This window comes from Niveispirillum cyanobacteriorum, from assembly GCF_002868735.1.
In the GTDB taxonomy this organism is placed as follows: domain Bacteria; phylum Pseudomonadota; class Alphaproteobacteria; order Azospirillales; family Azospirillaceae; genus Niveispirillum; species Niveispirillum cyanobacteriorum.
Genome location: NZ_CP025611.1, coordinates 1,068,315 through 1,092,791, shown reverse-complemented (window position 1 = coordinate 1,092,791; position 24,477 = coordinate 1,068,315). Strand labels below are relative to the sequence as shown.

Sequence of the window (24,477 nt, the reverse complement as noted above, 5' to 3'; positions counted from 1 at the left end):
CGACGCCCATGCCCGACGTTCAGGAACTGGACAATCTCAGCATCGATCTTGTCGATGACATCCGCAGCATCCCGGCATCGGACTGGGATGCCTGTCTGCTGGATACGCCGGGTGGTGCCGACAACCCCTTTCTGCGCCATGCCTTTCTGGCGGCCATGGAAAGCAGCGGGTCGGTCGGTAGCGATACGGGATGGGACCCGCGCCATGTTGCCGTGCGCGATGGAACGGGCCGTCTTCTGGGCGTTACCCCGCTTTATGTGAAGTACCATTCCTATGGCGAGTATGTGTTCGACCATGGCTGGGCCAATGCCCTGGATCAGGCAGGCGGCAACTATTACCCCAAGCTGCAATCAGCGGTGCCGTTCACGCCCGTGACCGGCCCACGCCTGCTGGTTCGGGCCGATGCGCCACCGGGTGTGCATGGGGCCATCATCGTCACGCTGTCGGGCCTAGCCCGGCGTAACGATCTGTCCGGGACCCATGTCACCTTTCCCAATGAGGCCGACCATGACCGGTTCGTGGGCGCAGGGTGGCTGTCACGCATCGGCACGCAATATCATTGGGATAATCGCGGCTATCGCAGCTTTGATGACTTCCTGGGTGCCTTCAGCAGCCGCAAGCGCAAGATGGTGCGCAAGGAACGCCAGACGGTGGCTGATAGCGGGCTGCGGGTGTTCACCCTGACCGGATCGGATGTCAGGGATGAGCATTGGGATGCGTTCGACCGGCTGTACCGGTCCACGTCGGACCGGAAATGGGGCTCGCCCTATCTGACGCGAGAGTTTTTCTTCCAATTGGGTCAGGACATGGCCGACCGCGTGGTTCTGGTCATGGCGCGCGATGGCACACGCTGGGTCGGTGGGGCACTCAACATGCTGGGCGAGACGACCTTGTACGGCCGGAATTGGGGCGGGTCAGAGGCATACCCGTTCCTGCATTTTGAGGCCTGCTACTACCGCGCCATCGATTTTGCCATTGAACGGGGACTGACGCGGGTGGAGGCGGGGGCGCAGGGGGAACATAAGATCCAGCGCGGCTATCTGCCCGTGAAGACCTTTTCCGCGCATTACATCGCTCATCGCGGCCTGCGCTTTGCCGTCACCGATTTCCTGCTGAAGGAAAGGGCGGCGATGGAGGAGCATATGGCCGAGTTGATGCAGGAAAGTCCCTATCGGCAAGCGTGACGGATTTGCCGGGGGTGGCGCGGAAAATTCCGCCCTCAGGGTAAGGCGGCCACCCGGCATCTTTTGCCCCTTGGTTTAGAATCCGCAGATTTCCTGGGGTTTGTGTGGTTGGCACACGCTTTGCTTTTATGGCTGCGAACCGATTTGGCCCGGATGGGCCGTGAAGCGCCAAGCCAAGGAGCAACCCCATGTCCTTCGTCCAGGATTGCGTCAGCATCTCCCGTCAGCACCTGATGGCCGGTTACCTGGCCGAAGCCGAAATGAGCTGCCGCACGGCGCTGCAGGCCGAACCGGCCCATTCGGAGGCCACGCACCTGTTGGGCATCATCGCGCTGCGCTCCAACCGCGCTGCCGAGGCCAATGAGCTGTTCTCCAAGGCCATTGCGCTGGATGGGGCCAAGGCCGAATTCCACAATAGCCGCGGCGTCCTGATGTATGGCTGCCGCCGGTTCGAGGAGGCGGAGGTTGAGTTCGCCCAGGCCGTTTCCCTGGATGAAAGCGACCCGCTGTCCTACAACAATCTGGGCAATGCGCTGCGCGCCCAGGGCAAGCTGGCCGAGGCCGAGCCCTGCTTCCGTAAGGCCGTCGAACTGCGCCCCTCCTATGCCGAGGCTCACAACAACCTGGGCAATACGCTGCGGGAGATGGGTTCCCTGGCCGAGGCGGAATTCTGCTTCCGTCATTCTCTGGCCCTGCGCCCCAAGAACCTGGACGCCGCCTATAACCTCGCAGCCCTGCTGCTCTATACTGACCGTCTGGACGAGGCTGGCCGCCTGTTCGCCAATGTCCTGGCTGGCGATCCCAGCCGTGCGGAGGCCGCCATCGGTCTGGCCCAGGTTTTCCAGGGGCAGGGCCGCATCGACGACGCAATCGCACTTCTGACCGGCGCCCATAACCGCATGCCGGACAATGCCGCCGTGCTGTTCGCCCTGCAGCTCCTGCGCTCCACCCAGGTCCCCGCCTGGCACATCCCGATGATCAATGACCACGAACGCAACGACGCCTATGAGGCGGCCCTGCTGAACAATGTGAAGCCGGGTGATACGGTTCTGGAGATCGGCACGGGTTCCGCCCTGGTCGCCATGATGGCGGCGCGCGCCGGTGCCGGCCATGTCTATACCTGCGAGATGCACAAGCCGCTGGTCGAGGTGGCGCGTGAGACGGTGGCGCTGAACGGTTATGACAAGCACATCACCGTGATCGGCAAGAAGTCCACCGATCTGGTGGTGGGCCAGGATATGCCGGAAAAGGCCGATGTCTTCGTGTCCGAACTGATCAATGTCGGCATGCTGGCGCCCGACATGCTGACCATTTTGCAGCATGCCCGCCAGAACCTGTTGAAGCCCGATGCCAAGATCATCCCGGCGGCGGCCACCGTCTATGCCTCGCTGATCCAGGCCGACGATATGCGCCGTATCAGCCCCGTGCGCACCGTCTCCGGCTTCGACATGTCGAAGTTCGACCAGTTCCGCACGCCGGGTTATTGCACCATCGATCTGGCCGCCGATGCCCATCGCATGCTGTCCGAGCCGGAGAAGGCCTGGTTCTTCGATTTCTACAAGAACATGCCTGACAGCGACGCCAAGGTCCTGACCGTCACCGCGTCGGAAACGGGTGTGGCCCATGGCATTGCCTTCTGGTTCGACCTGCATATGGATGAGAAGGTCGATTACCACTCCAAGTCGCCGACCCGTACCAACCATTGGAAGCAGGCCGTGTATTTCTTCAATCACGACCTGCCCGTCGTGAAAGGCCAGCCGGTGATGATCGGCACAGGCTATGACCGGACGCAGATCCACTTCTACATCTGAACGGAAATGGATCGCGGATAAGCAAGGGTGATGTGGGGCTTGATTTCTTGCCGGACCTCAACCCCTATCATCCTTGCCCAAAACAAGGGGCGGTGCCAAAAGGGCGCCGCCCTTTGTCTTTTCTGCCGATCCGGTGCTGTCGATGAATTTGATCTTCCGCCTGCTGCGCGTCGTGCTGGCTGCCCTTCTGTCCGGGCAGAGGGTGGAGCCGCTGGGCACATCCATCCTGGGTTTTCGTGTCTGGTTGAATGATATCGACACGAACCTGCACATGAATAACGGCCGGTACTTCACCATCGCCGATCTGGGCCGCGTCGATCTGATGATCCGCACCGGCATGTTGAAGATGCTGATGGCCCGTAAATGGGCGCCGGTGCTGGGCGGGGCCATGATCCGGTTCCGGCGCGAACTGAAGCCGTTTCAGCCCTACCGCCTGAAAACCCGCGTCCTGTGCTGGGAAGGCAAGTGGATTTACCTGGAACATGTGTTCGAGGCGATGGACGGCCATCTGGCCGCCGTGATTGTAGTGAAGGGCGTGTTCCTGGAACGGGGCCGGTCCATCGACACGTCGGTCCTGATGCACCATATGGGCATCGACCTGGAAAGCCCGCCCATGCCCGACGATATCCGCGCCTGGCAGGAGGCGCAGCAGGCGGCCAGCGACCGGGCGAAGGAAGGGTGACGCTGAAACAAGAAAGGGGAGCCGAAGCCCCCCTTTCCGTCACTTTCCGACCTTACCGGTCGATCAGCTTCTGCGTCAGGTACACGACCTGCAGGGCCGTCACCTCAGCCCGCTGCTTCAGGTTGGCCGCCGCCGAATGGCCGCCTTCCATGTTTTCGTAATACATGACCTTGTGGCCCTGGCTTTCCAGTTTGGCCACGAACTTGCGGGCATGGCCGGGATGGACGCGGTCATCCTTGGTGGAGGTGTAAACAAACGCCTCCGGGTATTTCACATTCTTGCGAACGTTCTGATAGGGGCTGTATTTCGCGATCCAGGCGCGTTCGTCGGCCTTTTCCGGGTCGCCATATTCACCCATCCATGACGCACCGGCCAGCATGGTGTGGTAGCGCATCATGTCCAGCAGGGGCACGGCCACGATGACGGCGCCGAACAGGTCCGGGCGCTGGGTCATGGTGACGCCCGTCAGCAGGCCGCCATTGGACCCGCCCTGAATGCCCAGGCGGGCGGGCTTGGTCACCTTAGTCTTAATCAGGTCTTCAGCCACCGACTGGAAATCATCATAGGCGCGCTGACGGTTTTCCTTCAGCGCTGCCTGATGCCAGCGGGGGCCGAATTCGCCGCCGCCCCGGATATTGGCGACGACATAGGCACCGCCCTGTTCCAGCCAGGCCTTGCCGAACACCGACATATAGGCCGGCGTCATCGAAATCTCGAACCCGCCATAGCCATAGAGCAGGGTCGGATTGTCGCCGTTCAGTTTCATGTCCTTCTTATGGACGATGAAGTAGGGCACGCGGGTGCCATCCTTGGAGACCGCGAAGCGCTGTTCGGCGGTCAGGTTGGCGGCATCAAACCGGGCGGGCAGGGACTTGATGGCCTGCGGTGCGCCGCCATTTTCCATGATGTACAGCGTGTCGGGCTGCAGGAAATTGGTGTAGTTGACCAGCACATCGGTGCTGCTGCCATCGGTCGACACGATGTTCAGGCTGCCATTGGCGGGCAGAGCAATATCCGCCTGAGTCCAGCCGGACGTGCCCTTGCGGGCCTCAACCAGACGGCCGACGACATTGTCCAGCAGGTCCAGATAGATCGCATCCTTGGCGATGCCCACGCCCTGGATGGCGGCGGTTTCGCCGGGAGAGTAGATCACATCGACCTTTTCCACCTTGCCCGCCGCCGCCTGGGCCAGCGGTACGGCGATCAGGTCACCCTTCTTCAGCGACTTGCCGGCCACGGACCAGTCGTCGCGCAGCGCTACGATCAGGTCGCCATTCATGACGCCCTTCATATCCACGCCCAGCGGCAGGGCCAGCTTCACGACCTTGCCGTCGGGCGTCAGTTGGAACCATTCCTCCGTGAAGAAGTCCGGCCCGCGCTGCAGCAGGATGGTGCTGCCCTCAGGCCGGTGGATGCCCCAGGGACGCGCCCAGACATCTTTGACGCCGACCTCCAGCACGACCGGGGCAGCGGCCAGATCGGTGCCGCGCTTCCATAGGCGCACCTGACGGGCATAGCCGCTGTCGGTCATGGTGCCGGGGCCGAAATCGGTGGCGACCAGCAGCGTGTCCTTGTCCATCCAATCCAAAGTCTGTTTGGATTCAACGGTTTGGAAGCCATCCTTCACAAATGACTTCGTTGCCACATCAAATTCGCGAACGACAACGGCATCCTTGCCACCATCGGACAGATAGACCAGGCAACGGCTGGCATCGGCGCCGAAACAGTTATGGCCCTTATAGACCCAGTTCTTGCCCTCATCCGCCGACAGCTTGTCGATATCCAGGATCGTGTCCCAGGCAGTGTCAGCACCCTTGTAGCTGTCCAGCGTGGCGCGGCGCCAGATGCCGCGCACATGCGTCTGGTCCTGCCAGAAATTATCGACCTTGCCACCTTCCAGGCTGCCATAGGCGATGCGGTCCTTGGCGGTCAGGACCTTTTCGGCCTCTGCCCGGATGGTCTCGAAACGCGGATCATTTTTCAGGCGGGCGAAGGTCTTGTCATTATGCGCCTTGCCCCAGTCCAGCGCCTTCTGGCCCTCAACCTCTTCCAGCCAGAAGAACGGGTCCTGCTTGGCCTGTGCCTCGGCAAAGGGATGGCCCGCCGGCGCATCGGCCGCCAGGGTGGGGGTCGCCGAAAGGGCGATAAGGGCTGCCGCCGTCATCAACGCGCTCCGTACTGACATTATCCGCGTATCCTTTGTTGCCTCCGATGGCCGTCCGAAGCCAACGGTTCTTATGGCTTCCTGCGTATCATCGTGGCGCGGGCGGGGTAAGCGGGTGATACAAAGCTGAAACAAATCGGATTGGCGGTCACGGCAGGTAATGGCTGGGCGACATGCCGGTGACGCGTTTGAACATGGTGGAGAAGTTGCCCGGCCCGTCATAGCCGAGATCGAGCGCCACCGACGTCACCGTTTCCCCCGCCGCCAGACGGGGCAATGCCGCCGAAATGCAGGCCTGTTGCCGCCACTCGGCGAAGCTCATCCCGGTTTCGGCGCGGAACAGGCGGGTGAAGCTGCGCCGGTTCATGGATAGGGCGTCAGCCCAGTCATCAATGGTCGCCGTCGCCTGTGGCTGGCCCAGAAAGGCGTGGCAGTGGCGGGCCAGCCCGGCATGGGCGGGGAACGGCACCGCCAGCGGCAGGGGCGGTGCCCGGTCAATCTCCGCCAGCAGCAGCTTCATCACCAGACCGTCGCGCCCGGCTTCGTCATAGTCTGGGGGGATGTCGGCGGACGCCACCATCAATTGCCGCAGCAGGGGGGAGACGGCCACCACCTGACAGGTCTGTCCGCGCATCGGGCATTGATCCGGTTCGATCAACAGGCTGCGGGTCTGCACCGCGCCGACCATGCGCACGGCATGCGGTGTGCCGCCGGGGATCCAGACGGCCCGCTCCGGCGGGGCCACCCAGGCACCGTGCGGGGTGCTGACCGCCATCACCCCGCTGGCGGCATACAGGAACTGGCTGCGGCGATGCTGATGCTCCGCCAGCTCAAAGGCCGGCGGATAATGCTCCCCACGGGCCACAGCGGGCCGCCGTGCCCGGATGTTCTGGTCTGCCTGCATTGCATGCGCTCTGTCCCAGTTTCAGAAATTATTGTCTCACGCAACGAAGCGGGATCAAAGCCAATCCCCTAAAGTGGCAGGAAGAACAGAGTTTGAGTGAGCATCATCGTGACCCTTCAGACGGCCAGCCTTGCCGACACGCAATCGGCCCCGGAACCGATCGCCGTTACCCCGGCAGCCCCGCAATTCGTCGTGCGTATCGTGGGGGCTGTGGCTGTCGCGCATCTTTTGAATGACCTGATCCAGGCAGTGCTGCCCGCCATCTATCCCATGTTAAAGGCGCATTACACGCTGACCTTCGGGCAGATTGGCTGGCTGGCCATGACCTACCAGTTCACGGCGTCGCTATTGCAGCCCTGGATCGGCCTTTACACCGACAAGCATCCCAAGCCCTGGCTGCTGCCCATAGGCATGGGCGTGACCTTGTTGGGTGTTATCTGTCTGGCTTTGTCGGGCAGCTATCCCATGCTGATCGGGTCGTCGGTGATCATCGGCGTCGGGTCCGCCACCTTCCATCCAGAGGCGTCGCGCGTGGCCCGCATGGCGTCGGGCGGGCGGTTCGGTACCGCGCAGTCGGCGTTTCAGGTGGGGGGCAATACCGGATCGGCCATAGGGCCGCTGGTGGCCTCTGCCGTGATCCTGCCCTTTGGTCAGACGGCCATCGGCTGGGTCGCCATCGCGGCGGTCGCGGCCATCTGGGTGCTGTTCGGCGTCACGCGCTGGCGCCTGCATCACCCGCAGGCCAAGGTGGCCGTGGCGGGACTGACGCCGGCCTTTCGTTATAGCCGGGGCATGGTGATCCGGGCGCTGGCGGTGATTGGCGTGCTGATGTTTGCCAAGTTCATCTATATCGGGGCCATCACCAATTACTTCACCTTCTACCTGATCGAACGGTTCGGCCTGTCGGTGCAGCACTCGCAGTTGTATCTGTTCTGCTTCCTGGCCGCTGTGGCGGCGGGCACCTTTGCCGGCGGGCCGGTGGGGGACCGGATCGGGCGCAAGGCGGTGATCTGGGTCTCCTTCCTGGGCGTGGCACCCTTCGCCCTGTTGCTTCCGCATGCCGACCTGTTCTGGACGGCGGTGCTGGCCATCACCATCGGCCTGATTATGTCTTCGGCGTTTGCTGCCCTGGTCGTCTATGCGCAAGAGATTGTCCCCGGCCGCGTCGGGCTGGTATCCGGTCTGATGTTCGGCCTGATGTTCGGGATCAGCGGCATGGGGGCGGCGGCCCTGGGCAATCTGGCCGATATCCACGGCATCACCTGGGTCTATCAGTTCTGTGCCTATCTGCCGCTCCTGGGACTGGTTACCGCGTTGCTGCCGGCATCGCCGGAACGGCGGGTCAAGCCCGTGGGTTGAACCGCCCGCCCGTCATCGGTTCCGGCACGCCCGTGGTACCGGGCAGGGACAGGGGCAGCCCCAGGCGCGAGCGGACGGCCAGATAGGCAAATGCTTCGGCCTCCAACGCATCGCCGTTCCATCCCTGGCCATCCACGGGGGCTACTGGCACCCCGTCCAGCCGGTCGGCCAGCATCCACATCAAGGTTTCGTTTCGCCGCCCGCCGCCGCAGATCAGCCAGCGTTTCGGCCGGGCCGGCACATGGTCCAGGGCGCGGATGATGGTTTCGGCGGTAAACGCCGTCAGGGTGGCCGCCGCATCCTCCGTCGACAGGTTGGACATGGCCGCCTTGGCCCAGGCGTCGCGGTCCAGCGATTTGGGCGGCTTGGCCGCGAAATAGGGATGGTTCAGCAGGCGGGCCAGCATGTCATCATCGACATGGCCGGCACCCGCGATGCGCCCGCCATCATCATAGGGCTCACCCGTGCGCGACAGGACCAGATCGTCGATCAGGGCATTGCCCGGCCCGGTATCAAAGGCCACCACATCCAGCGGTCCTTCGCCCAGCCAAGTGATGTTGGCGACGCCACCGATATTCAGGATGGCAAGCGGGCGGTCCATGTCGCTGGCCAGCGCCTGATGGTAGAGCGGAACCAGGGGCGCGCCCTGGCCGCCGGCCTGTACGTCGGCGGTACGGAAATCATGCACCACATCAATGCCCGTGGCCGCCGCCAGCCGGGCGCCGTCCCCGATCTGCCAGGTGTGGCGGCGGTCGGGCGCGTGCAGGATGGTATGGCCGTGAAAGCCGATCAGGTCCACGGTCGCCGCCGCAACCTCCTGCACGCGCAGCAGGCTTGCCACCGCTTCGGCATGCAGGTCTGTCAGTTCCGCTTCCACGCCCTGTACATCCCCAACGCCCCCCAGCACAGACCGCAGCCGGTCGCGGAAGGCGCGGCGGTAGGGAGTGAAGATGAAGCCCAGAGGCTCCACGAAGCCATGGCCATCGGTGCGGACCAGGGCGGCGTCGATCCCGTCCATGGAGGTGCCGCTCATCAAACCGACCGTCAGGAAACGCTGCAATGCCATCACGCACCATGCTCTGGATTTCTAGATGTGCTACCACGCCCTTGGCCATTGGGGCCATTCTCGAACATCAAGGTCTATGAAAGATGAGCACGACCACCGTTCCCGCGAACATCAAGTCCGAATTCCTGCGCGTGATGGTGGAGCGTGGCTATTATCATCAGGCCACCGACCTTGAAGCGCTGGACAAGCAACTGAACGATGGGATCGTCACCGGCTATATCGGGTTTGACGCGACGGCGACCAGCCTGCATGTCGGCTCGCTGATCCAGATCATGATCCTGCGGCGCTTGCAGCAGGCGGGTCATCGCCCGATTGCCCTGATGGGTGGCGGCACCACCAAGATCGGCGACCCGACCTTCAAGGATGAAGCACGCCCGCTGCTAACCAACGAGGTCATCGACCAGAATATCCAGGGCATTCTGACGCCGTTCAACCGGCTGATCAAATTCGGCGATGGGCCTACCGATGCCCTGCTGGCCAACAATGCCGACTGGCTGGACGAACTTCGCTACATCCCGTTCCTGCGCGATGTGGGCCGGCATTTCACCATCAACCGCATGCTGACCTTTGACAGCGTCAAGCTGCGCCTGGACCGTGAACAGCCGCTGACCTTCCTTGAATTCAACTACATGATCCTTCAGGCCTATGATTTCGTGGAGCTGCAGCGCCGCTTCGGCTGCACCTTGCAGTGCGGCGGGTCGGACCAGTGGGGCAACATTGTCAATGGTGTGGAGCTGGGCCGCCGTATCGCCAACACGCAGTTGTTCGGCCTGACCTCCCCGCTTCTGACCACCGCGTCGGGGGCCAAGATGGGCAAGACGGCGGCGGGTGCCGTCTGGCTGAACGAGGATCGGCTGTCGCATCTGGATTTCTGGCAGTTCTGGCGCAACACCGAAGATGCCGATGTGGGCCGCTTCCTGAAGCTGTTCACCGATCTGCCCTTGTCCGAGATCGCCCGGCTGGAGGCGTTGCAGGGTGCTGAGATCAACGAGGCCAAGAAGATCCTGGCCACGGAGGTTACCGCCCTGGTGCGCGGACGCGAGGCCGCCGAACAGGCCGCCGAAACCGCGCGGCGCACCTTCGAGGAAGGGGCGGCTGCCGAAGGCCTGCCCACCATTGAGCTGGCGGCGGGTGCGCTGGCCGACGGTGCGTATCTGGCCGACCTGATGGTCCAGGCTGGCCTGTCCGCCAGCAAGGGCGAGGCGCGCCGCCTGATTAAGGGCAATGGCGTGAAGGTCAATGACGGGGCCGTGTCGGACGAGGCGTATAAGCTGTTCGCGTCCCATGTCGGCGATGACGGCGTCATCAAGCTGTCCGCTGGCAAGAAGCGCCACGCCCTGGTGAAACTGGTCTGATCCATCCATGAACGGCGGCCCGGCTAGTTCCGGGCCGCTTGCCTTTTTGCTGCCTTTTGCGTGATCATCACCCTTACCGATAAAACCAGGAGGGGAAGTTGAAGTATCACCCGGAGGCGTTGGAGCCGATTGTCGCGTTCCTGCGGGGTATCGGTATCGGTGTGGAATTCGGTCCCGGCGCACAGAATGGCTTTCTGCCGGGGGTGAACATCCATGCGGGCGTGATCCATGTCGATCCAGAGACCCTGGTCGGACCGGGTGATCTTCTGCATGAAGCGGGGCATATGGCGGTGCTGCCCAAACGGTACCGTTCCGGACTGGGCAGCGACCTGGACGCCGATATGCATCGGTTGATCGCAGAGGAGGTGGGGCCCGGTATCCCGGACGATGCGATTCTGGCGGTGCCCAAACAGCAGGGGGAGTTCATGGCCCAGGCTTGGTCCTATGCTGCCGCCCTGCATATCGGCGTACCGCCCGACTGCATCTTTTTTCCTGGTTCCTACAAACATGATGATTACGAGGGCGTTCATCCGATGCAGGCCTGGATCGAAAGCGGCACCCATTACGGGCCGGCGGCCCTGGCGCGGGTTGGCATGACCGGCCCCGCGGGGATATTCGCCATGATGGGAGGCGGCAACGGCTTGCCCCCATATCCGGTCATGTCGCGTTGGGTACAGGATTGAGCAAAAGGGGCCGGTCGGACCCTTTGTCAGGGCGGAGAATTCTGTATATGTTCTCCCCACCATGATTGACGATCTGATCGACGAGCCGTTTCCGGCGCACCCGCCCGCCCCCGCGCACCGCCCCTATCTGGATGGGTTGAACCCGGTCCAGCGGCAGGCGGTTGAAGCATTGGACGGGCCTGTCCTGGTCCTGGCCGGGGCCGGCACGGGCAAGACGCGGGTGCTGACCACGCGGCTGGCGCACCTGTTGCTGTCGCGCCGGATCAGCCCTTGGAACGTGCTGACAGTGACCTTCACCAACAAGGCCGCGCGGGAAATGCGCGACCGCGTCGACAACCTGCTGGGCAGCCAGTCGGAAGGCTGGTGGATGGGGACTTTCCATTCGCTGGCCGCCCGCATCCTGCGCCGCCATGCCGAACTGATCGGGCTGAAGCCCAGCTTTACCATCCTGGACACCGACGATCAGATCCGTCTGGTGAAGCAGTTGATGGAGGCGGAAAATATCGACGCCAAGAAATGGCCCGCGCGCATGCTGCTGTCCATCATTGAGCGGTGGAAGGACCGGGCACTGACCCCGGACAAGCTGAAGCCGGAGGATGCCGGCGATGCCGCCAATGGCCGCATCCTGTCGATCTACAAGCAGTATCAGGACCGGCTGCTGTCCCTGAACTGCTGCGATTTTGGCGATCTGCTGCTGCACAATATCACGCTGTTCCAGCAGCATAATGATGTGCTGATCGAGTATCAGCGGCGGTTCAAATATATCCTGGTAGACGAGTATCAGGATACCAACGTGGCCCAATATCTGTGGCTGCGCCTGCTGGCCCAGTCGCACAAGAATATTTGCTGCGTGGGTGATGATGACCAGTCGATCTATGGCTGGCGCGGGGCGGAGGTGGGGAACATCCTGCGCTTTGAGCATGATTTCCCCGGCGCCCAGGTCATCCGTCTGGAACAGAATTACCGCTCCACCGCCCATATTCTGGGGGCCGCCCATGGCATTATCGCCAACAACCAGGGGCGCCTCGGCAAGCAGCTTTGGACCGAAACGGAGGGCGGGGAGAAGGTGCGCGTCCGTGGCCTTTGGGACGCGGAGGAGGAGGCACGCTGGGTCGGCGATGAGGTGGAAGCGTTGCAGCGCCAGCGCGTCAGCCTGGGCCAGATGGCCGTCCTGGTCCGCGCCGGCTTCCAGACCCGTGAGTTCGAGGAACGGTTCATCACGCTGGGCCTGCCATACCGGGTCATCGGCGGTCCGCGCTTCTATGAACGTCAGGAAATCCGCGACGCGCTGGCCTATCTACGTGTGCTGGTGAGCCCGGAGGATGATCTGGCGTTTGAGCGCATCATCAACACGCCTAAGCGTGGCATCGGCGCCACAACCATCCAGAGCCTGTATGTGGCCGCGCGTACGCTGGGTGTGCCGCTGACGGAGGCCGCGTGGAAGCTGTCGCAGACGGATGAGTTGAAGCCCAAGATGCGTAGTGCCATTTCCGGCCTGTCGCAGGATTTTTTCCGCTGGCGCGCCCTGATCGACCGGGTGCCGCATACGGAACTGGCCCAGACCATTCTGGATGAAAGCGGCTATACCCGCATGTGGCAGGAGGATAAGAGCCCGGAAGCCCCCGGCCGCCTGGACAACCTGAAAGAGTTGATCAACGCCATGGGGGAGTTCGAGAACCTGACCGGGTTCCTGGAACATGTCTCCCTGGTCATGGAGAACGCGCAAGGGTCGGGCGACGAGCAGGTGTCGCTGATGACCCTGCACGGCGCCAAGGGCCTAGAGTTCGATGTTGTCTTCCTGCCGGGGTGGGAGGAGGGGGTGTTCCCAAGCCAGCGCACCCTGGATGAAAACGGCATTGCGGGGCTGGAGGAGGAACGGCGGCTTGCCTATGTCGGTATCACGCGCGGGCGCAAACGCGTCTATATCAGTCACGCCGCCAACCGCCGCATCCATGGCACCTGGGCCACGGCCATTCCGTCCCGCTTTGTCGAGGAATTGCCGGGCGAGCATATCGAAACGGAGAATAATCCCGGTATTGGTGGCGCTGGTTTCGGCGGCGGCATGCGGGAAAGCGCTTATGGCGGTGGGTTCGGCGGCGGCTGGGGCGGGGGTGGCTTTGGCGACCGTTTCAACCGCATGGGCCAGAAGGCAGCGCAAGCCCCGGCGCGCAATGCTGGTCGCCTGATTGAGGGGACAGCCATTGACGTGACGCCGCGCCCGCGTCCGGACCGTCCCTTTAATCCGGGCGACCGGGTGTTTCACACCAAGTTTGGCTATGGCACGGTCAAGGGTGTTGAGAATGACAAGCTGGAGATCAGCTTTGACGTCGCGGGCGTCAAGAAGGTGATCGACAGGTTTGTGGTGCCAGCCGACCAGGCGGGTTAACCCCGCCCGTACCACTCCAGGAACAGGTCGGGCCAGCGGTTGAGCGGATTGCTGGCAGCGATGCGCGCGCCGTGGCCGAAACCGTGGCCGCCGCGCGGATAGATATGCAGCTCTGCCTCCACCCCCGCCTTGCGGCAGGCGGCATTGAACAGCAGGCTGTTCTCCACCGGCACGGCATTGTCATCGGCTGCGTGCAGTTGGAAGGTGGGCGGCGTGCGGCCTGTGACGGAGCGGTCACAGGAGAGCCGTTCCACCTCCTCCGCTGACGGGTTGGGACCCAGCAGCCGGTCGCGCGATCCCGTATGGGCGCTGGTCCCCATATCGATGACGGGGTAGATCAGGGCCATTCGGGCGGGCCGGGCCGACAGTTTGTCCGCCGCATCGACCGGGTCATAGACCGCCTCTTCAAAACGGGTGCCCAGGCTGGCCGCCACATGCCCCCCAGCGGAAAAGCCCATGATTCCGACCGTTTCAGGGTTGATCGCCCATGTCCTGGCCCGGTGGCGGATCAGGCGGATGGCGCGTTGTGCATCCTGCAATGCCACCATCGGCCCGTGCTGCGGCGCCTCTCCCGGCAGGCGATAGGTCAGGATGAAAGTGGTGATGCCGGCAGCGGTCAGGATGGGCGCCAACTCTCCCCCTTCCTTGTCCACCACCACCCGCTGATAGCCCCCGCCCGGTGTGACCAGCAAGGCACGCCCGTCGGGTTTGGCGGGGCGGTGGATGGTCAGGTAGGGACGGGTGATCCCCTCCATATAGCGGTCGGGTTTGGACGGGTCCTGGCTGCGCTCCACCATTCGTTGCTGCAACGGCGCACCCTTGGAGCCCGGTCCGACGCCGCCTGGCCAGATTTCAACGGTCTCCACGCCGGGGGCTGCCACGGTGAGGGTCGGGGACACCGTCATCCCCGCCAGCACCGCCGATCCACGCAGCCAGTCGCGCCGTGACACCACCATGTCCATCCCCCAAAGTTTCTTCTTATGGTAACCGGTGGACAATGATGCCTGTGTAAGGTTGGTCAATCAAGTGCCGCCGCGACACCCCGCCACATGGATGCGGGCTGTTGTCGCAATTAACATGCATATGAAATACATCTTAATGGAGTGCCCACCATGCGCCGGATCGTCCCTCAACTGAAACATGACCATGCCGAACTGAAAGCCATTCTGGAGGAAGTACGCCAGCAAGGGATTGGTACGCCGGCGGGACGCCAGACGCTGTTGGCGGCCCGCGGCCTGTTCGTGGACCATATCCGGCGGGAGGATGAGGAATTCTATCCCGATTACCGCCGTCTGGCCCGGCAGGACCCGTTGCGCGCCGCCACGGCGGACCAGTTCAGCCAGGAGATGGTGGCGTTGGGCGGCCAGATCCTGGCTTTCTTCGACAAGTACGAGGACGGCGGCTCGGGCATTGAGTTTGCGGTCGATTTCGGCCGGATGTCGGCATTGCTTCAGTCGCGCTGGCACAAGGAGGAGGCGATCCTTTATGCGCGATATGAGGAGATGGCGATGCGTTCGGCCGCCTGATCTGCTACACCCGCACCATCATCGATGAAACGGAGCGGACCCATGTCGGGCGGCGTCACCCTGTACGGTATCAAGAACTGCGACACGATGAAGAAGGCCTGGACCTGGCTGGACGACAGGGGCGTCGCCTATCAGTTCCACGACTATAAGAAGGCCGGTATTGACCGCGACACCCTGACCGGCTGGGTCGATAAGCTGGGCTGGGAGGTTCTGCTGAACCGGGCCGGCACCACCTTCAAGAAGCTGCCCGACGCGGCCAAGGCCGATATCGACCGCGACCGCGCCATCGCCTTGATGCTGGAACAGCCCTCCATGATCAAGCGGCCGGTTCTGGACCGGGCCGGCCACTTGACCGTCGGGTTCAAGCCAGAGATTTACGGCACCCTGTTCTGAGTTACCCGAAATAGCCCGTATCTACATCGGCGATCAGGCCGATCAGACCGACATCGAGGACCTGATCATGGAAGGTCTGCAGGCTGTAGGTGGCGATGTCGCCCTGATGATCGGTTACGGTCACTACCCTGGTGTCCAGATCGACCACCACGGTGCTGTCCACGGCCACGCCATCGGCGGTGGTGCCTTCGATGCTGAAGGTCTGGGTGTCACCGTCGCGGGTCAGTGAGTAGTCCAGGGTGCCGCTGTCACCATCCGGCTGGATCAGCGTGTAGCTGCCCGTCAGCCCGTCCAGTGCCTGGGTCTGCACCACCGTCACATGGTCGCCATCGGCCTCCACCCGGTCGGTGGTGCGGGTGCCGTCTTCGAGGCTTACGGTTGTGGTCGTGGTGCCATCGCTGTCGGTCAGCACGGTTTGCACCGTGTTGTCATCGACATGGGTGACGGTGCGGGTGGCGGTGGTGATAGTGCCATCGGCGGCAGTGCGCGTGCTGGTGGTGGTCACGCTGTCATCCTCGTGGCTGCGCACCACGACAAGGCTGGACCCGTCCTCGAACTTTACCGTCGTCGTGCTGCCGCTCTCGCTGCGCACGGTTTCACTGCTATCGATGCCGGGACGTTCCGTTGGCGCCTGATCGCTGGTGGATTGATCGGTCAGCAGGTCCAGGAAGTTGAGATGCACGACGCCCTCGGCCAGGGGCTGATGCAGGCCGACATGGCCCAACGCAATATGCTGGGCTGTGGTCTGGCTGCTATCGCCGGACGGTGTGGGGCGGTTGGCAGAAGCAGTGCCGACAGGGGCGGGTCGGAGCGCCATGGGAACCTCCGGAAAGGGATGAGGGGCGACACCGATTGGCCGGCATCATCTCTTTCACGGATGTTAAGTGACTTGCTGTCGCGTAATTTTTAGATGCCTTCGCCATCCACCACCGTACCGGACAGCCGGTCGCGAATGGCGTTCGCCGTCTGACGGGCGGTGGAATCATCGCGCTGGCGGGGACGGGCGGTCGTGATCCGGTCGGTGGAGCGCACACCAGCCGGGCTGCCGGCCAGCAGGATGACGCGGTCGGCCAGATAGACGGCCTCGTCAATATCATGGGTGACGAACAGAATGGTTTTGCCCGTGCGTTGCCACAGGTCCACCAACTCATCCTGTAGGCCCTGACGGGTGATGGCGTCCAGCGCACCGAATGGTTCATCCATCATCAGCAGGTCTGGATCAACGGCCAGCGCGCGGGCGATGGCCACGCGCTGCCGCTGTCCGCCCGATAGCTGGTGCGGCCAGCGGTCGGCCTTGTCGGCCAAACCTACCAGTTCCAGCGCGTCCAGCGCCCGGCGGCGGCGGGCTTGCTTGTCCAGGCCCAGCCCTTCCAGCCCGAATTCCACATTCTTCACCACCCGCCGCCAGGGCAGCAGGCGGGCATCCTGAAACACCAGCGCATAAGGGCGGCGGCCCGGTGTCTCGGGATTGTCGCGGGTGACCGTGCCCGATGTCGGCTTCACCAGGCCAGCGATGACGCGCAGCAGGGTGGATTTACCCACGCCCGAGGCACCCACCACCGCGATGAACTCGCCATCGGCGATGTCGAGATGGAAATCCTTCAGGACGATGGTGCGGCCACGGTCGCTGTCGAAGGAGAGCGTCAGGTCCTTGATCGAAATCATGCTTTCCACGCCAGCAAACGGTCACGCAGGGCCACGAAGCCCGCATCCACCACACCGTACAGCACGGCCATGGTGATCATGTAGACGACCACGATATCGGTGGCCAGGAGGGATGATGCCTGCATCATGCGCTGCCCCAGACCAGCGACGCCGAACAGTTCGGCGGCCACCACGGCCATCCAGGCTTGGCCCAGGCCGGTACGCAGGCCCGCCATGATCGGCTGTACCGAGGCCGGCAGGATCACCTTCACCAGCCGTGCCAGGGGGGAGCGATGACCAAAGGCATTGGCCAGTTCGATCAGGTCACGATCCACCGCCTGCACGGCGCTGAGGGCGGAGAAGTAATTGATCCAGAACACGCCGACGATGATGATGAAATTCGCCGCCGTCGGTGACACGCCAAACCAGATAATGGCGAACGGCACCCAGGCCAGACCCGGGATGGGGCGCAGCAAGCGGACGATCCAGTTGGTCATGTCCTCCAGCGTGCGCGACATGCCCGTCGCCACGCCCAGTGCTACGCCCAGGGCCGAGCCCAGCACCAGACCGGATACATAGTGCCGCAAGCTTTGCAGCACGGCCTCTCCCCATGCGCCGGACGACACCTCCTGCCAGAAACTGGCGGGGATGCCGCTGGGTGCCGGCAGCAGCATGGATTTCACCAGCCCCAGGCGGGGCAGGGCCTCCCACAGGGCGAAGAACAGAACGACGCCAAGCAGTGACAGGGACAGGCGGAGGGCGCGGGGGCGGGCCATGGGGCTTAACCGGTGATTTGAACGGTTGCGGCGGTAAGGCTGCCGGAGAATTCCACACAAAAAGATGGCGGGCGGCAAGGTTGTTTTACGCAACCGTGCCACCCTGATGGTGTTGGCCCCAACGGACCGTAATGTTACTTCTTGAGCTTCTGATAGTAGGACAGGTCGAAAATCTGCTCCACCGGGGTGGCTTCCTTAACGGTACCCAATTTCACCTGATAATCCTGCACCAGGGCCGTCTCCTTCAGGATGGAGGCGGGGTCGGTGTTGAACTTCACCGCCGGTGATGACAGGGCCTGTTCGATGATAGCGGCGGGGACAAGCCCCTTGCCGATGGCGGCCTCAATCGCGGCCACTGCGACCTTCTTGTCCTTCTTCAGCACGTCGGTCGCCTTGGCGGTCAGTTCGACCAGCTTCTGCGCGATATCCGGGTGCTTGGAGGTGAAATCATCGGTCAGGGCGATGACGTTGCCAGGCTGATTCTTCAGGATGTCCTGACCATAGGCGAGCACCTTCACATCCGGGTTGCGGCCCGTGATGATGGTCAGGGCGGGTTCGCGGATGATGGCGCCATCGACGGCACCGACCAGCAGGGCCTGCTGCGTGGCATCGATGCCTTGGGGCACCAGTTCCACATACTGCTTGTCCACCTTCGCTACTTCCCACAGCCAATATTGCAGGAAGGTGTTGGGGACGGAGCCGGCCGGCTGCGTCGCCAGCTTCAGCGGACGGCCCAGCTTCTTGGACAGTGCCTCGATGGCCTGCGCCGGCGAACCGCCCGTCTTGGCCAGATCGGGACCGGCGGCAACCACCAGTTCCTCCACGGCGGTAGAGGCGACGACACGGATGCCGACACCCTTGCCGCGCGCCACCACGACGGGGGCGACGCCAGCGATATAGGCATCCAGCGTACCGGACGCCACGGCCTGAATGGCGTTGGGGCCGCTATCGAACTGCTTCAGCTGCAGATCGAAGCCGTTCTGAAGGTCCCAGCCCTGATTATCGATGACGAAGGCCTGCGCGGCACCCAGCACGGGAATGTAGCCGGCACGCACCACCACCGGGTCGGCGGCCTGCACGGAACCAACGAAGGCCAGACCCGTTAGGACGGAGGCAGCGGCAAGGCGGGTGGCGAAACGCGAGAGCGACATGGGTGGTGGCCTCCTTGGGGGCATTGGGTTCGGCATGTCTGCCGTCCGGCCCAGGGTTTTACATTGGCCGGTTTCCGTCAATCAGAAATGTGGATTATCGTAAATAACGCAAAACATGTGTGATATGCGGAATTGTCCATCTTGAAATTCACGCAGATTGTCACTTGACAGTGGCGAACGGATCACCAAATCTGATGCCAGACCAGATGGTCCGGCCTGACCCACCAGAGGGTTCGCGGGAATTTGACGAGCAGCAGCTTGCGCCGCGTCACCAAACGCTAAAGCGCCACGAAGGTCCTTCGTGGTTTGGTTCAAACCATTGGGAAGGAGGGCGAAATGGCTATCCATATCGCGCGGAAGATCAACATGACCTCTGATGCTTACGGCTTGATGCGGGGCTGTTGACGCGGGTCTTTCCCGCCTTAACCACCACATTAGCGTTTTGTACAGCGCGGCGACGTTGTTTCGCCGCGACAGGGGTGATTTGTCATGACGAACCAGGCATTCAGCATTGAAACCAGCCGGCATCAGGCCGGTCTTGCCGTGGCCGATGGCCAGGGTTTCCGCTTCTTTTCCGCCCATCCGCTGTTCAGCAGCCTGGACGGACGGCATTTCAACAGCGTGGCCGCCGTGGAAAAGGCTGCCCGCCGCCGGGAGAATGAGGCCCGCCATGCCGGTCGGCGCCAGGACAGCCGGGGGCAGATTTTCCGGTCTTGGGGACTGAAGGCAGAGGCTGTGGCGTAAAGGGAGGGCGTTACCCCTCCACCTTCCGCTGCTTCTTGCGGCCCGTCAGGGCGGCGATGACGCCGTGGAAGGTGCGGACCTCCTGTTCGGTCATGCCGCAGCGTTGCAATGTGTTGCGCACGTTGCGGATCATGGAGGGGCGCTTGTCAGGATGGGTGTAGAAGCCAGACTGTTCCAGCTCCCCTTCCAGATGATCGAACAGGTTCTGCAATTCGGCCTTGGTAGCGGGTTCGGACTGTCCGGTATGGAGGTAACGATCCTCCACCTCCACACCTGTCATCCACCATTCATAGGCGATCAGCAGGACCGCCTGCCCCAGGTTCAGGGATGAGAAGCCGGGGTTCAGGGGCACAGAGATCAGCGTGTCGGACAGGGTGATGTCGTCATTGACGAGCCCTGTGCGTTCCGGCCCGAACATCAGCCCGACCTTGCGCCCCGCCGACCAATGGCCGCGCATTTCGTTCGCTGCCTCACGCGGGGTCACCACCGGCTTCACCAGATCGCGCACCCGGGCGGCGGTGGAAAATACCTTGTGCAAGTCGGCGATGGCGGCTTCGGTACTGTCGAACACGCGCACCCGGTCCAGCACCAGGGTGGCGCCGGCTGATGCTGACACGGCCTTTTCATTGGGCCAGCCGTCGCGGGGGCTGACAAGGCGCAGGTCGGTCAGGCCGCAATTCAGCATGGCCCGCGCGCAGGCACCAATATTCTCCCCCATCTGGGGATGGATCAGAATGACGGCGGGGCCGTCCCCGTCCGCCTGCATCTTGGCCAGTTCGCGCTTGTTCGTCCCGCTCGACATCACACTGATACCTGATTGCCCATCAAGCGGCCTGGATATCAGGCCGCCTTGGTGCTGTCGATAGCGGCACCGGACCGGTAAAGGCAATAGGTGATGCTGTCGGAAAGCGCATTGAAGCTGGCGTCGATGACGTTTGCCGACACGCCGACGGTGGCCCAGCGATGGCCATGTCGGTCCGCCGTTTCGATCATGACGCGGGTGACGGCCTTGGTCCCGTCCTGGGCATTCAGAATACGCACCTTGTAATCGACCAGCCGCATGCCTTCCAGCGCCGGATAGACCGGGATCAGGGCCTTGCGCAGGGCCTGATCCAATGCGTTCACAGGGCCGTTGCCTTCGGCCACCGTCATCACATTATCGGGGCCGTTGGGGCCGGGTACTTCCACCTTCGTCGTCGCCTCCGACATGGTGACCAGTTCGCCCTTGGCGTTCCAGCGGCGTTCGTCCAGGACCCGGAAGGCGGCGAGGCGGAAATAGTCCGGCACCTCACCCAGGGCGCGACGGGCCAGCAACTCGAAGCTGGCTTCTGCGCCATCAAAGGCGAAGCCTTCATATTCCTTCTGCTTGACCAGATCGACCAGTTGACCCACGCGGTCATCCTTGGGATCGACATTCACCCCCACCTCGCGCAGGCGGGCCAGGATGTTGGACCGGCCCGCCTGATCGGAGACCAGGACATGGCGGCGGTTGCCGACCAGGGATGGATCGACATGCTCATAGGATGCCGGATCCTTCTCCACCGCTGAGACATGCAGCCCGCCCTTATGGGCAAAGGCGCTTTCACCGACATAGGCGGCGTGGCGGTTGGGCGTGCGGTTCAGGCGTTCATCAAGCATGCGGCTGATATGAACCAGCCGTCCCATGCCTTCCTTGCTGATGCCGACATCGAATCCCATCTTCACCGACAGGCTGGGGATCAGCGACAGAAGGTTGGCATTGCCGCAGCGTTCGCCCAGACCGTTCAGCGTGCCCTGGACCAGCCGCACCCCGGCGCGCACAGCGGCCAGCGAGTTGGAGACAGCGTTTTCCGTGTCATTATGGGTGTGGATGCCCAGATGGCTACCGGGGATGCGCTTGGCGACCTCTGTCACGATGGCCTCCACCTCATGCGGCAGGGTGCCGCCATTGGTGTCGCACAGCACCACCCAGCGGGCACCGGCTTCATAAGCCGCCTGAACACAGGACAGGGCGTAGTCGGGATTGGCCTTATACCCGTCAAAGAAATGTTCGGCATCGAACAGCGGCTCTCGCCCGCGCGCCTTGATTTCCCGGATGCTGTCGGCAATCAGGGTCAGGTTTTCATCGCGCGGGATGGCGAGTGCCACATCGACATGGAAATCCCAGGTCTTGCCCACGATGCACACGGCCTTGGCCGGGCTATTCAGCAGGGCCGAGAGGCCGGGGTCGTTGGATGCGCTGTGCCCCGGTCGGCGGGTCATACCAAAAGCCGTGAAGATGGCGCGCGGCAGTTTCGGCGGATCGGCGAAAAAGGCGTTGTCCGTGGGGTTGGCGCCAGGCCAGCCGCCTTCGACATAATCAATGCCAAGCGCGTCCAGCTCCTGCGCGATGGCGATCTTGTCCGCCACGGTGAAATCAACGCCGGAGGTCTGCGCCCCATCGCGGAGCGTGGTGTCGTAGAGATAGACGCGGTTCGTTTCGTTCATAATCACTGGGCCAATAGCAATGTCGTTGCCGAATGTGGCGCATCGCGTCCGTCGGATCAATGGTTATGCGCGCATAGGGCGGCTGTCCCTTGGTATCGCCAGCCCGATATCGGCAGGCTGGCTGGTGCGTTGAGCGCCCGCGCACCCATGCGCGCGTGAAGCCAAGCCGCCGGATGGCGGCGCCCGGCGCCTGAGGGCTTAACGTGAACATGCCATTGGTGTTCGGCGCGTTTTGCCCTAAATAGGCGTCACCCCCAGCTTGCAGGTTGATGATGATCGAGTGGCGGATCAGCGACCAGACCGTAGACTATCCCGACGCAATTGCCTTCATGGAGGCGCGCGTGGCCGAAATCCGTGCCGGCACGGCGCCGGAGACGGTGTGGCTGCTAGAACATCCGCCGCTCTATACCGCTGGCACCTCGGCACGGGAGACGGACCTGCTGACGCCCATGCAGTTCCCGGTGTTTCAGGCGGGGCGCGGCGGGCAATACACCTATCACGGGCCGGGGCAGCGTATCGGCTACACCATGCTGGACGTGCAGGCACGCGGTGGCGACCTGCACGATTTTGTCTGGCGTCTGGAGGAATGGCTGATCCGCACGCTTGCGCAGTTTGCGGTGAAGGGGGAGCGCCGCTGTGGCCGTGTCGGCGTCTGGGTCGACATGTCGCCCTATGGCCAGCCGGGGGTGGAGAACAAGATTGCGGCCATCGGCGTGCGCGTGCGGCGCGGTGTGTCGTTCCATGGCGTCTCGCTGAATGTGGAGCCGGACCTGACCCATTTCGGCGGCATCGTGCCCTGCGGCATCCGCGAACATGGCGTCACCTCGCTGGCGGCCCTGGGCCATATCGTCACCATGCCAGAGGTGGACATGGCCTTGCAGGCGGCCTTTGAGGAGGTGTTTGGCGAGGACGCGGTGCCGCGTGAGCCGGGGACCTGCGCCATTGCCGACGTGGAGGGCTGAGCCATGGGTGCGCGGCGCAGCATCACGGCCATGGTGCTTTATTTTGTAGGGGCGGCGGCGTTGATTGTCTCGGCGTTCATGCTGGTGGCACCAACGCCCGATACCTATGGCCCGGCCCTGGTCGGGCTGCTGCTGGGCGTGTTGCTGCTGGGTGTTGGCCGGGCGTGCCAGCACCTGTCGCGCATCCGCGATCTGATGGAAGGGCGTGGGTAAAGCTTTCAGTTTTCCTCAAACGCCGGCGCTGCATCCGCAGCTTGGCTAACGCGGCACACGCCGAGCGGCGGCAGTCGCCGCCGGAACTGTTTCCGGTCAACCGAAAACAGTTCTACGCCCGGTGATAGGGGTGACCGGCCAATATCTGCTGCGCCCGGTAGACCTGTTCGGCCAGCATGCCGCGTACCATCATGTGCGGCCAGGTCATGGGGCTGAAAGCCAGCACCAGGGCCGCCTTCTGCCGGATGGTGGCATCCAGCCCGTCGGCCCCGCCGATCACAAAGGCCAGATCACCCACGGCGGCATCACGCCATTGGCCCATGCGGGCGGCGAAATCTTCCGACCCCATCATGCGGCCACGCTCATCCAGCGCCACGATGGTGGCACCGGGGGGAAGGGAGGCCAGCAGCAGCTCCGCCTCCGCCCGCTTCAACTCGACGCCTTCCAGCCGCTTCTTGGTTTCCACCTCGCGCAGCTGAAACGGCCAGGTGATGCGGGCCTTGTATTCTTCGAACAGGTCGCGGGCTGGGCCGGGCTTGGCCTTGCCGACAGCGGCCAGCCAGATGCGCATTACTGCGCCGGCCCGCCGTCGAAATCAGCCGTCAGCGACTTCAGAGAGGCCGGCGGCTCCACGCCCCACATCTTCTCGATGCAGTAGAAGGCGCGCACTTCCGGGCGGAACAGATGGACGATAACGTCGCCGCTATCGACCAGGACCCAGTCGCACTGCGGATAGCCTTCGGGATTGCCGACATGGATGCCCAGGTCGCGCAGGCGGCGGGCCAGATGGTCCGACATGGCGCCCACCTGACGGGCAGATTTGCCCGTGGTGACGACCAGATAATCGGCCATGCTGGTCTTGCCGCGCAGATCGATGGTGATCGTGTCCTCGGCCTTGTCCTCGTCCAGAACGGCCAGGATCAGTTCAAGGGTGCGCTCCGGCATATCTGCGGCGGCGGCCGGGTTGGGGGAATTCTCTGCGCTCACGATCTGGTTCACCAACATCAA

The 24,477-nt window shown here is 63.2% G+C and carries 24 protein-coding genes; 12 read left to right on the top strand and 12 right to left on the bottom strand.

All coding sequences use genetic code 11. The features are described from left to right. Positions 1-8 precede the first annotated feature (8 nt). The 3 genes from C0V82_RS04870 (at position 9) to C0V82_RS04860 (ending at position 3,677) form a co-directional block, all read left to right on the top strand. The gene (locus tag C0V82_RS04870) at positions 9-1,184 is read left to right on the top strand and encodes a GNAT family N-acetyltransferase (protein ID WP_102111356.1); all 1,176 of its coding nucleotides are present in this window, start codon (positions 9-11) and stop codon (positions 1,182-1,184) included. Positions 1,185-1,372: 188 nt separating this feature from the next. Further along, positions 1,373-2,995: a tetratricopeptide repeat protein gene (locus C0V82_RS04865; protein ID WP_102111355.1), complete on the top strand. Its 1,623-nt coding sequence runs from the start codon at positions 1,373-1,375 to the stop codon at positions 2,993-2,995. A 142-nt stretch (positions 2,996-3,137) separates the two neighbouring features. Then, the gene (locus C0V82_RS04860) at positions 3,138-3,677 is read left to right on the top strand and encodes a thioesterase family protein (protein ID WP_102111354.1); all 540 of its coding nucleotides are present in this window, start codon (positions 3,138-3,140) and stop codon (positions 3,675-3,677) included. A 52-nt stretch (positions 3,678-3,729) separates the two neighbouring features. Here the strand turns inward: C0V82_RS04860 and C0V82_RS04855 are convergent, their stop codons facing one another. Both C0V82_RS04855 and C0V82_RS04850 read right to left on the bottom strand, forming a co-directional pair. Then, positions 3,730-5,862 carry a prolyl oligopeptidase family serine peptidase gene (locus C0V82_RS04855; protein ID WP_102111353.1) on the bottom strand — a complete coding sequence of 711 codons (2,133 nt, stop codon included), beginning with the start codon at positions 5,860-5,862 and terminating at the stop codon, positions 3,730-3,732. Positions 5,863-5,989: 127 nt separating this feature from the next. Further along, entirely contained in the window at positions 5,990-6,745 is a 756-nt protein-coding gene (locus C0V82_RS04850) for an AraC family transcriptional regulator (protein ID WP_102111352.1), read from the bottom strand. 96 nt (positions 6,746-6,841) lie between these two features. Between C0V82_RS04850 and C0V82_RS04845 the strand changes: the two genes are divergently transcribed. Next, complete coding sequence (locus C0V82_RS04845) at positions 6,842-8,104, top strand: MFS transporter (protein ID WP_102111351.1); 1,263 nt, start codon at positions 6,842-6,844, stop codon at positions 8,102-8,104. Here C0V82_RS04845 and C0V82_RS04840 read toward each other — a convergent pair. After that, positions 8,088-9,170, bottom strand: coding sequence for an anhydro-N-acetylmuramic acid kinase (locus C0V82_RS04840; RefSeq protein WP_211100514.1), 1,083 nt, complete (start codon positions 9,168-9,170; stop codon positions 8,088-8,090). The two genes, C0V82_RS04845 and C0V82_RS04840, sit on opposite strands and share 17 nt — an antisense overlap. An 83-nt stretch (positions 9,171-9,253) precedes the next feature. On the opposite strand from C0V82_RS04840, the gene tyrS reads away from it, so the two are divergent. The 3 genes from tyrS (at position 9,254) to C0V82_RS04825 (ending at position 13,594) form a co-directional block, all read left to right on the top strand. Continuing rightward, positions 9,254-10,525 (top strand): tyrosine--tRNA ligase, encoded by a 1,272-nt coding sequence (gene tyrS / locus C0V82_RS04835; protein WP_102111350.1) that lies wholly within the window; start codon positions 9,254-9,256, stop codon positions 10,523-10,525. A gap of 98 nt (positions 10,526-10,623) precedes the next feature. Further along, positions 10,624-11,208 (top strand): hypothetical protein, encoded by a 585-nt coding sequence (locus C0V82_RS04830; protein WP_102111349.1) that lies wholly within the window; start codon positions 10,624-10,626, stop codon positions 11,206-11,208. Positions 11,209-11,269: 61 nt separating this feature from the next. Then, positions 11,270-13,594, top strand: coding sequence for an ATP-dependent helicase (locus C0V82_RS04825; protein WP_102111348.1), 2,325 nt, complete (start codon positions 11,270-11,272; stop codon positions 13,592-13,594). Here the strand turns inward: C0V82_RS04825 and C0V82_RS04820 are convergent. Beyond that, positions 13,591-14,550, bottom strand: a complete 960-nt coding sequence (locus C0V82_RS04820; RefSeq protein ID WP_199772473.1) for an alpha/beta hydrolase — start codon at positions 14,548-14,550, stop codon at positions 13,591-13,593. The genes C0V82_RS04825 and C0V82_RS04820 overlap by 4 nt on opposite strands. 156 nt (positions 14,551-14,706) lie before the next feature. Here C0V82_RS04820 and C0V82_RS04815 point away from each other — a divergent pair, with 156 nt between their 5' ends. Next, on the top strand, positions 14,707-15,120 hold the full coding sequence (locus tag C0V82_RS04815; protein ID WP_102111346.1) for a hemerythrin domain-containing protein: 414 nt from the start codon (positions 14,707-14,709) through the stop codon (positions 15,118-15,120). Positions 15,121-15,162: 42 nt separating this feature from the next. After that, complete coding sequence (locus tag C0V82_RS04810) at positions 15,163-15,513, top strand: ArsC family reductase (RefSeq protein ID WP_102111345.1); 351 nt, start codon at positions 15,163-15,165, stop codon at positions 15,511-15,513. A 1-nt stretch (position 15,514) separates the two neighbouring features. Here C0V82_RS04810 and C0V82_RS04805 read toward each other — a convergent pair whose 3' ends face one another. From C0V82_RS04805 to C0V82_RS04790, 4 genes are all read right to left on the bottom strand, one after another. Beyond that, positions 15,515-16,330: a hypothetical protein gene (locus C0V82_RS04805; RefSeq protein ID WP_158659732.1), complete on the bottom strand. Its 816-nt coding sequence runs from the start codon at positions 16,328-16,330 to the stop codon at positions 15,515-15,517. An 89-nt stretch (positions 16,331-16,419) separates the two neighbouring features. Then, positions 16,420-17,178 carry an ABC transporter ATP-binding protein gene (locus C0V82_RS04800; protein WP_102111343.1) on the bottom strand — a complete coding sequence of 253 codons (759 nt, stop codon included), beginning with the start codon at positions 17,176-17,178 and terminating at the stop codon, positions 16,420-16,422. Continuing rightward, the gene (locus tag C0V82_RS04795) at positions 17,175-17,933 is read right to left on the bottom strand and encodes an ABC transporter permease (protein ID WP_102111342.1); all 759 of its coding nucleotides are present in this window, start codon (positions 17,931-17,933) and stop codon (positions 17,175-17,177) included. The genes C0V82_RS04800 and C0V82_RS04795 overlap by 4 nt, the downstream gene beginning before the upstream one ends. Before the next feature lie 134 nt (positions 17,934-18,067). Continuing rightward, positions 18,068-19,084 (bottom strand): ABC transporter substrate-binding protein, encoded by a 1,017-nt coding sequence (locus C0V82_RS04790; protein WP_102111341.1) that lies wholly within the window; start codon positions 19,082-19,084, stop codon positions 18,068-18,070. Positions 19,085-19,573: 489 nt separating this feature from the next. Between C0V82_RS04790 and C0V82_RS04785 the strand changes: the two genes are divergently transcribed. After that, positions 19,574-19,828, top strand: a complete 255-nt coding sequence (locus tag C0V82_RS04785) for a hypothetical protein (RefSeq protein ID WP_102111340.1) — start codon at positions 19,574-19,576, stop codon at positions 19,826-19,828. Between the two features lie 10 nt (positions 19,829-19,838). On the opposite strand, the gene C0V82_RS04780 is transcribed toward C0V82_RS04785, so the two are convergent. Together C0V82_RS04780 and cimA are read right to left on the bottom strand one after the other, a co-directional pair. After that, a complete protein-coding gene (locus C0V82_RS04780) occupies positions 19,839-20,630 on the bottom strand; it encodes an RNA methyltransferase (RefSeq protein WP_102111339.1) in 792 nt (263 codons plus the stop codon). A 38-nt stretch (positions 20,631-20,668) separates the two neighbouring features. Next, the gene (gene cimA, locus C0V82_RS04775) at positions 20,669-22,294 is read right to left on the bottom strand and encodes a citramalate synthase (RefSeq protein ID WP_102111338.1); all 1,626 of its coding nucleotides are present in this window, start codon (positions 22,292-22,294) and stop codon (positions 20,669-20,671) included. 269 nt (positions 22,295-22,563) lie between these two features. Between cimA and lipB the strand changes: the two genes are divergently transcribed. After that, entirely contained in the window at positions 22,564-23,256 is a 693-nt protein-coding gene (gene lipB, locus C0V82_RS04770) for a lipoyl(octanoyl) transferase LipB (protein ID WP_102111337.1), read from the top strand. A gap of 3 nt (positions 23,257-23,259) precedes the next feature. Continuing rightward, positions 23,260-23,469 (top strand): hypothetical protein, encoded by a 210-nt coding sequence (locus C0V82_RS04765; protein ID WP_102111336.1) that lies wholly within the window; start codon positions 23,260-23,262, stop codon positions 23,467-23,469. Positions 23,470-23,581: 112 nt separating this feature from the next. Here C0V82_RS04765 and rlmH read toward each other — a convergent pair whose 3' ends face one another. Continuing rightward, positions 23,582-24,040, bottom strand: coding sequence for a 23S rRNA (pseudouridine(1915)-N(3))-methyltransferase RlmH (gene rlmH / locus C0V82_RS04760; RefSeq protein ID WP_102111335.1), 459 nt, complete (start codon positions 24,038-24,040; stop codon positions 23,582-23,584). Next, positions 24,040-24,468: a ribosome silencing factor gene (gene rsfS / locus C0V82_RS04755; RefSeq protein ID WP_245924162.1), complete on the bottom strand. Its 429-nt coding sequence runs from the start codon at positions 24,466-24,468 to the stop codon at positions 24,040-24,042. The genes rlmH and rsfS overlap by 1 nt, the downstream gene beginning before the upstream one ends. Between the last annotated feature and the right edge of the window lie 9 nt (positions 24,469-24,477).

Excerpts from the sequence above, each read along its gene's own strand:
- C0V82_RS04865 (WP_102111355.1), top strand. The coding sequence starts at position 1,373 with ATGTCCTTCGTCCAGGATTGCGTCAGCATCTCCCGTCAGCACCTGATG.
- C0V82_RS04870 (WP_102111356.1), top strand. The coding sequence starts at position 9 with ATGCCCGACGTTCAGGAACTGGACAATCTCAGCATCGATCTTGTCGAT.
- C0V82_RS04820 (WP_199772473.1), bottom strand. The coding sequence starts at position 14,550 with ATGGTGGTGTCACGGCGCGACTGGCTGCGTGGATCGGCGGTGCTGGCG.
- C0V82_RS04855 (WP_102111353.1), bottom strand. The coding sequence starts at position 5,862 with ATGTCAGTACGGAGCGCGTTGATGACGGCGGCAGCCCTTATCGCCCTT.
- tyrS (WP_102111350.1), top strand. The coding sequence starts at position 9,254 with ATGAGCACGACCACCGTTCCCGCGAACATCAAGTCCGAATTCCTGCGC.
- C0V82_RS04790 (WP_102111341.1), bottom strand. The coding sequence starts at position 19,084 with ATGTCGCTCTCGCGTTTCGCCACCCGCCTTGCCGCTGCCTCCGTCCTA.
- C0V82_RS04860 (WP_102111354.1), top strand. The coding sequence starts at position 3,138 with ATGAATTTGATCTTCCGCCTGCTGCGCGTCGTGCTGGCTGCCCTTCTG.
- C0V82_RS04840 (WP_211100514.1), bottom strand. The coding sequence starts at position 9,170 with ATGGCATTGCAGCGTTTCCTGACGGTCGGTTTGATGAGCGGCACCTCC.
- cimA (WP_102111338.1), bottom strand. The coding sequence starts at position 22,294 with ATGAACGAAACGAACCGCGTCTATCTCTACGACACCACGCTCCGCGAT.
- lipB (WP_102111337.1), top strand. The coding sequence starts at position 22,564 with ATGATGATCGAGTGGCGGATCAGCGACCAGACCGTAGACTATCCCGAC.
- C0V82_RS04785 (WP_102111340.1), top strand. The coding sequence starts at position 19,574 with ATGACGAACCAGGCATTCAGCATTGAAACCAGCCGGCATCAGGCCGGT.
- C0V82_RS04825 (WP_102111348.1), top strand. The coding sequence starts at position 11,270 with ATGATTGACGATCTGATCGACGAGCCGTTTCCGGCGCACCCGCCCGCC.
- rlmH (WP_102111335.1), bottom strand. The coding sequence starts at position 24,040 with ATGCGCATCTGGCTGGCCGCTGTCGGCAAGGCCAAGCCCGGCCCAGCC.
- C0V82_RS04795 (WP_102111342.1), bottom strand. The coding sequence starts at position 17,933 with ATGGCCCGCCCCCGCGCCCTCCGCCTGTCCCTGTCACTGCTTGGCGTC.
- C0V82_RS04800 (WP_102111343.1), bottom strand. The coding sequence starts at position 17,178 with ATGATTTCGATCAAGGACCTGACGCTCTCCTTCGACAGCGACCGTGGC.
- C0V82_RS04765 (WP_102111336.1), top strand. The coding sequence starts at position 23,260 with ATGGGTGCGCGGCGCAGCATCACGGCCATGGTGCTTTATTTTGTAGGG.
- C0V82_RS04780 (WP_102111339.1), bottom strand. The coding sequence starts at position 20,630 with ATGTCGAGCGGGACGAACAAGCGCGAACTGGCCAAGATGCAGGCGGAC.
- C0V82_RS04850 (WP_102111352.1), bottom strand. The coding sequence starts at position 6,745 with ATGCAGGCAGACCAGAACATCCGGGCACGGCGGCCCGCTGTGGCCCGT.
- C0V82_RS04815 (WP_102111346.1), top strand. The coding sequence starts at position 14,707 with ATGCGCCGGATCGTCCCTCAACTGAAACATGACCATGCCGAACTGAAA.
- C0V82_RS04805 (WP_158659732.1), bottom strand. The coding sequence starts at position 16,330 with ATGGCGCTCCGACCCGCCCCTGTCGGCACTGCTTCTGCCAACCGCCCC.
- C0V82_RS04810 (WP_102111345.1), top strand. The coding sequence starts at position 15,163 with ATGTCGGGCGGCGTCACCCTGTACGGTATCAAGAACTGCGACACGATG.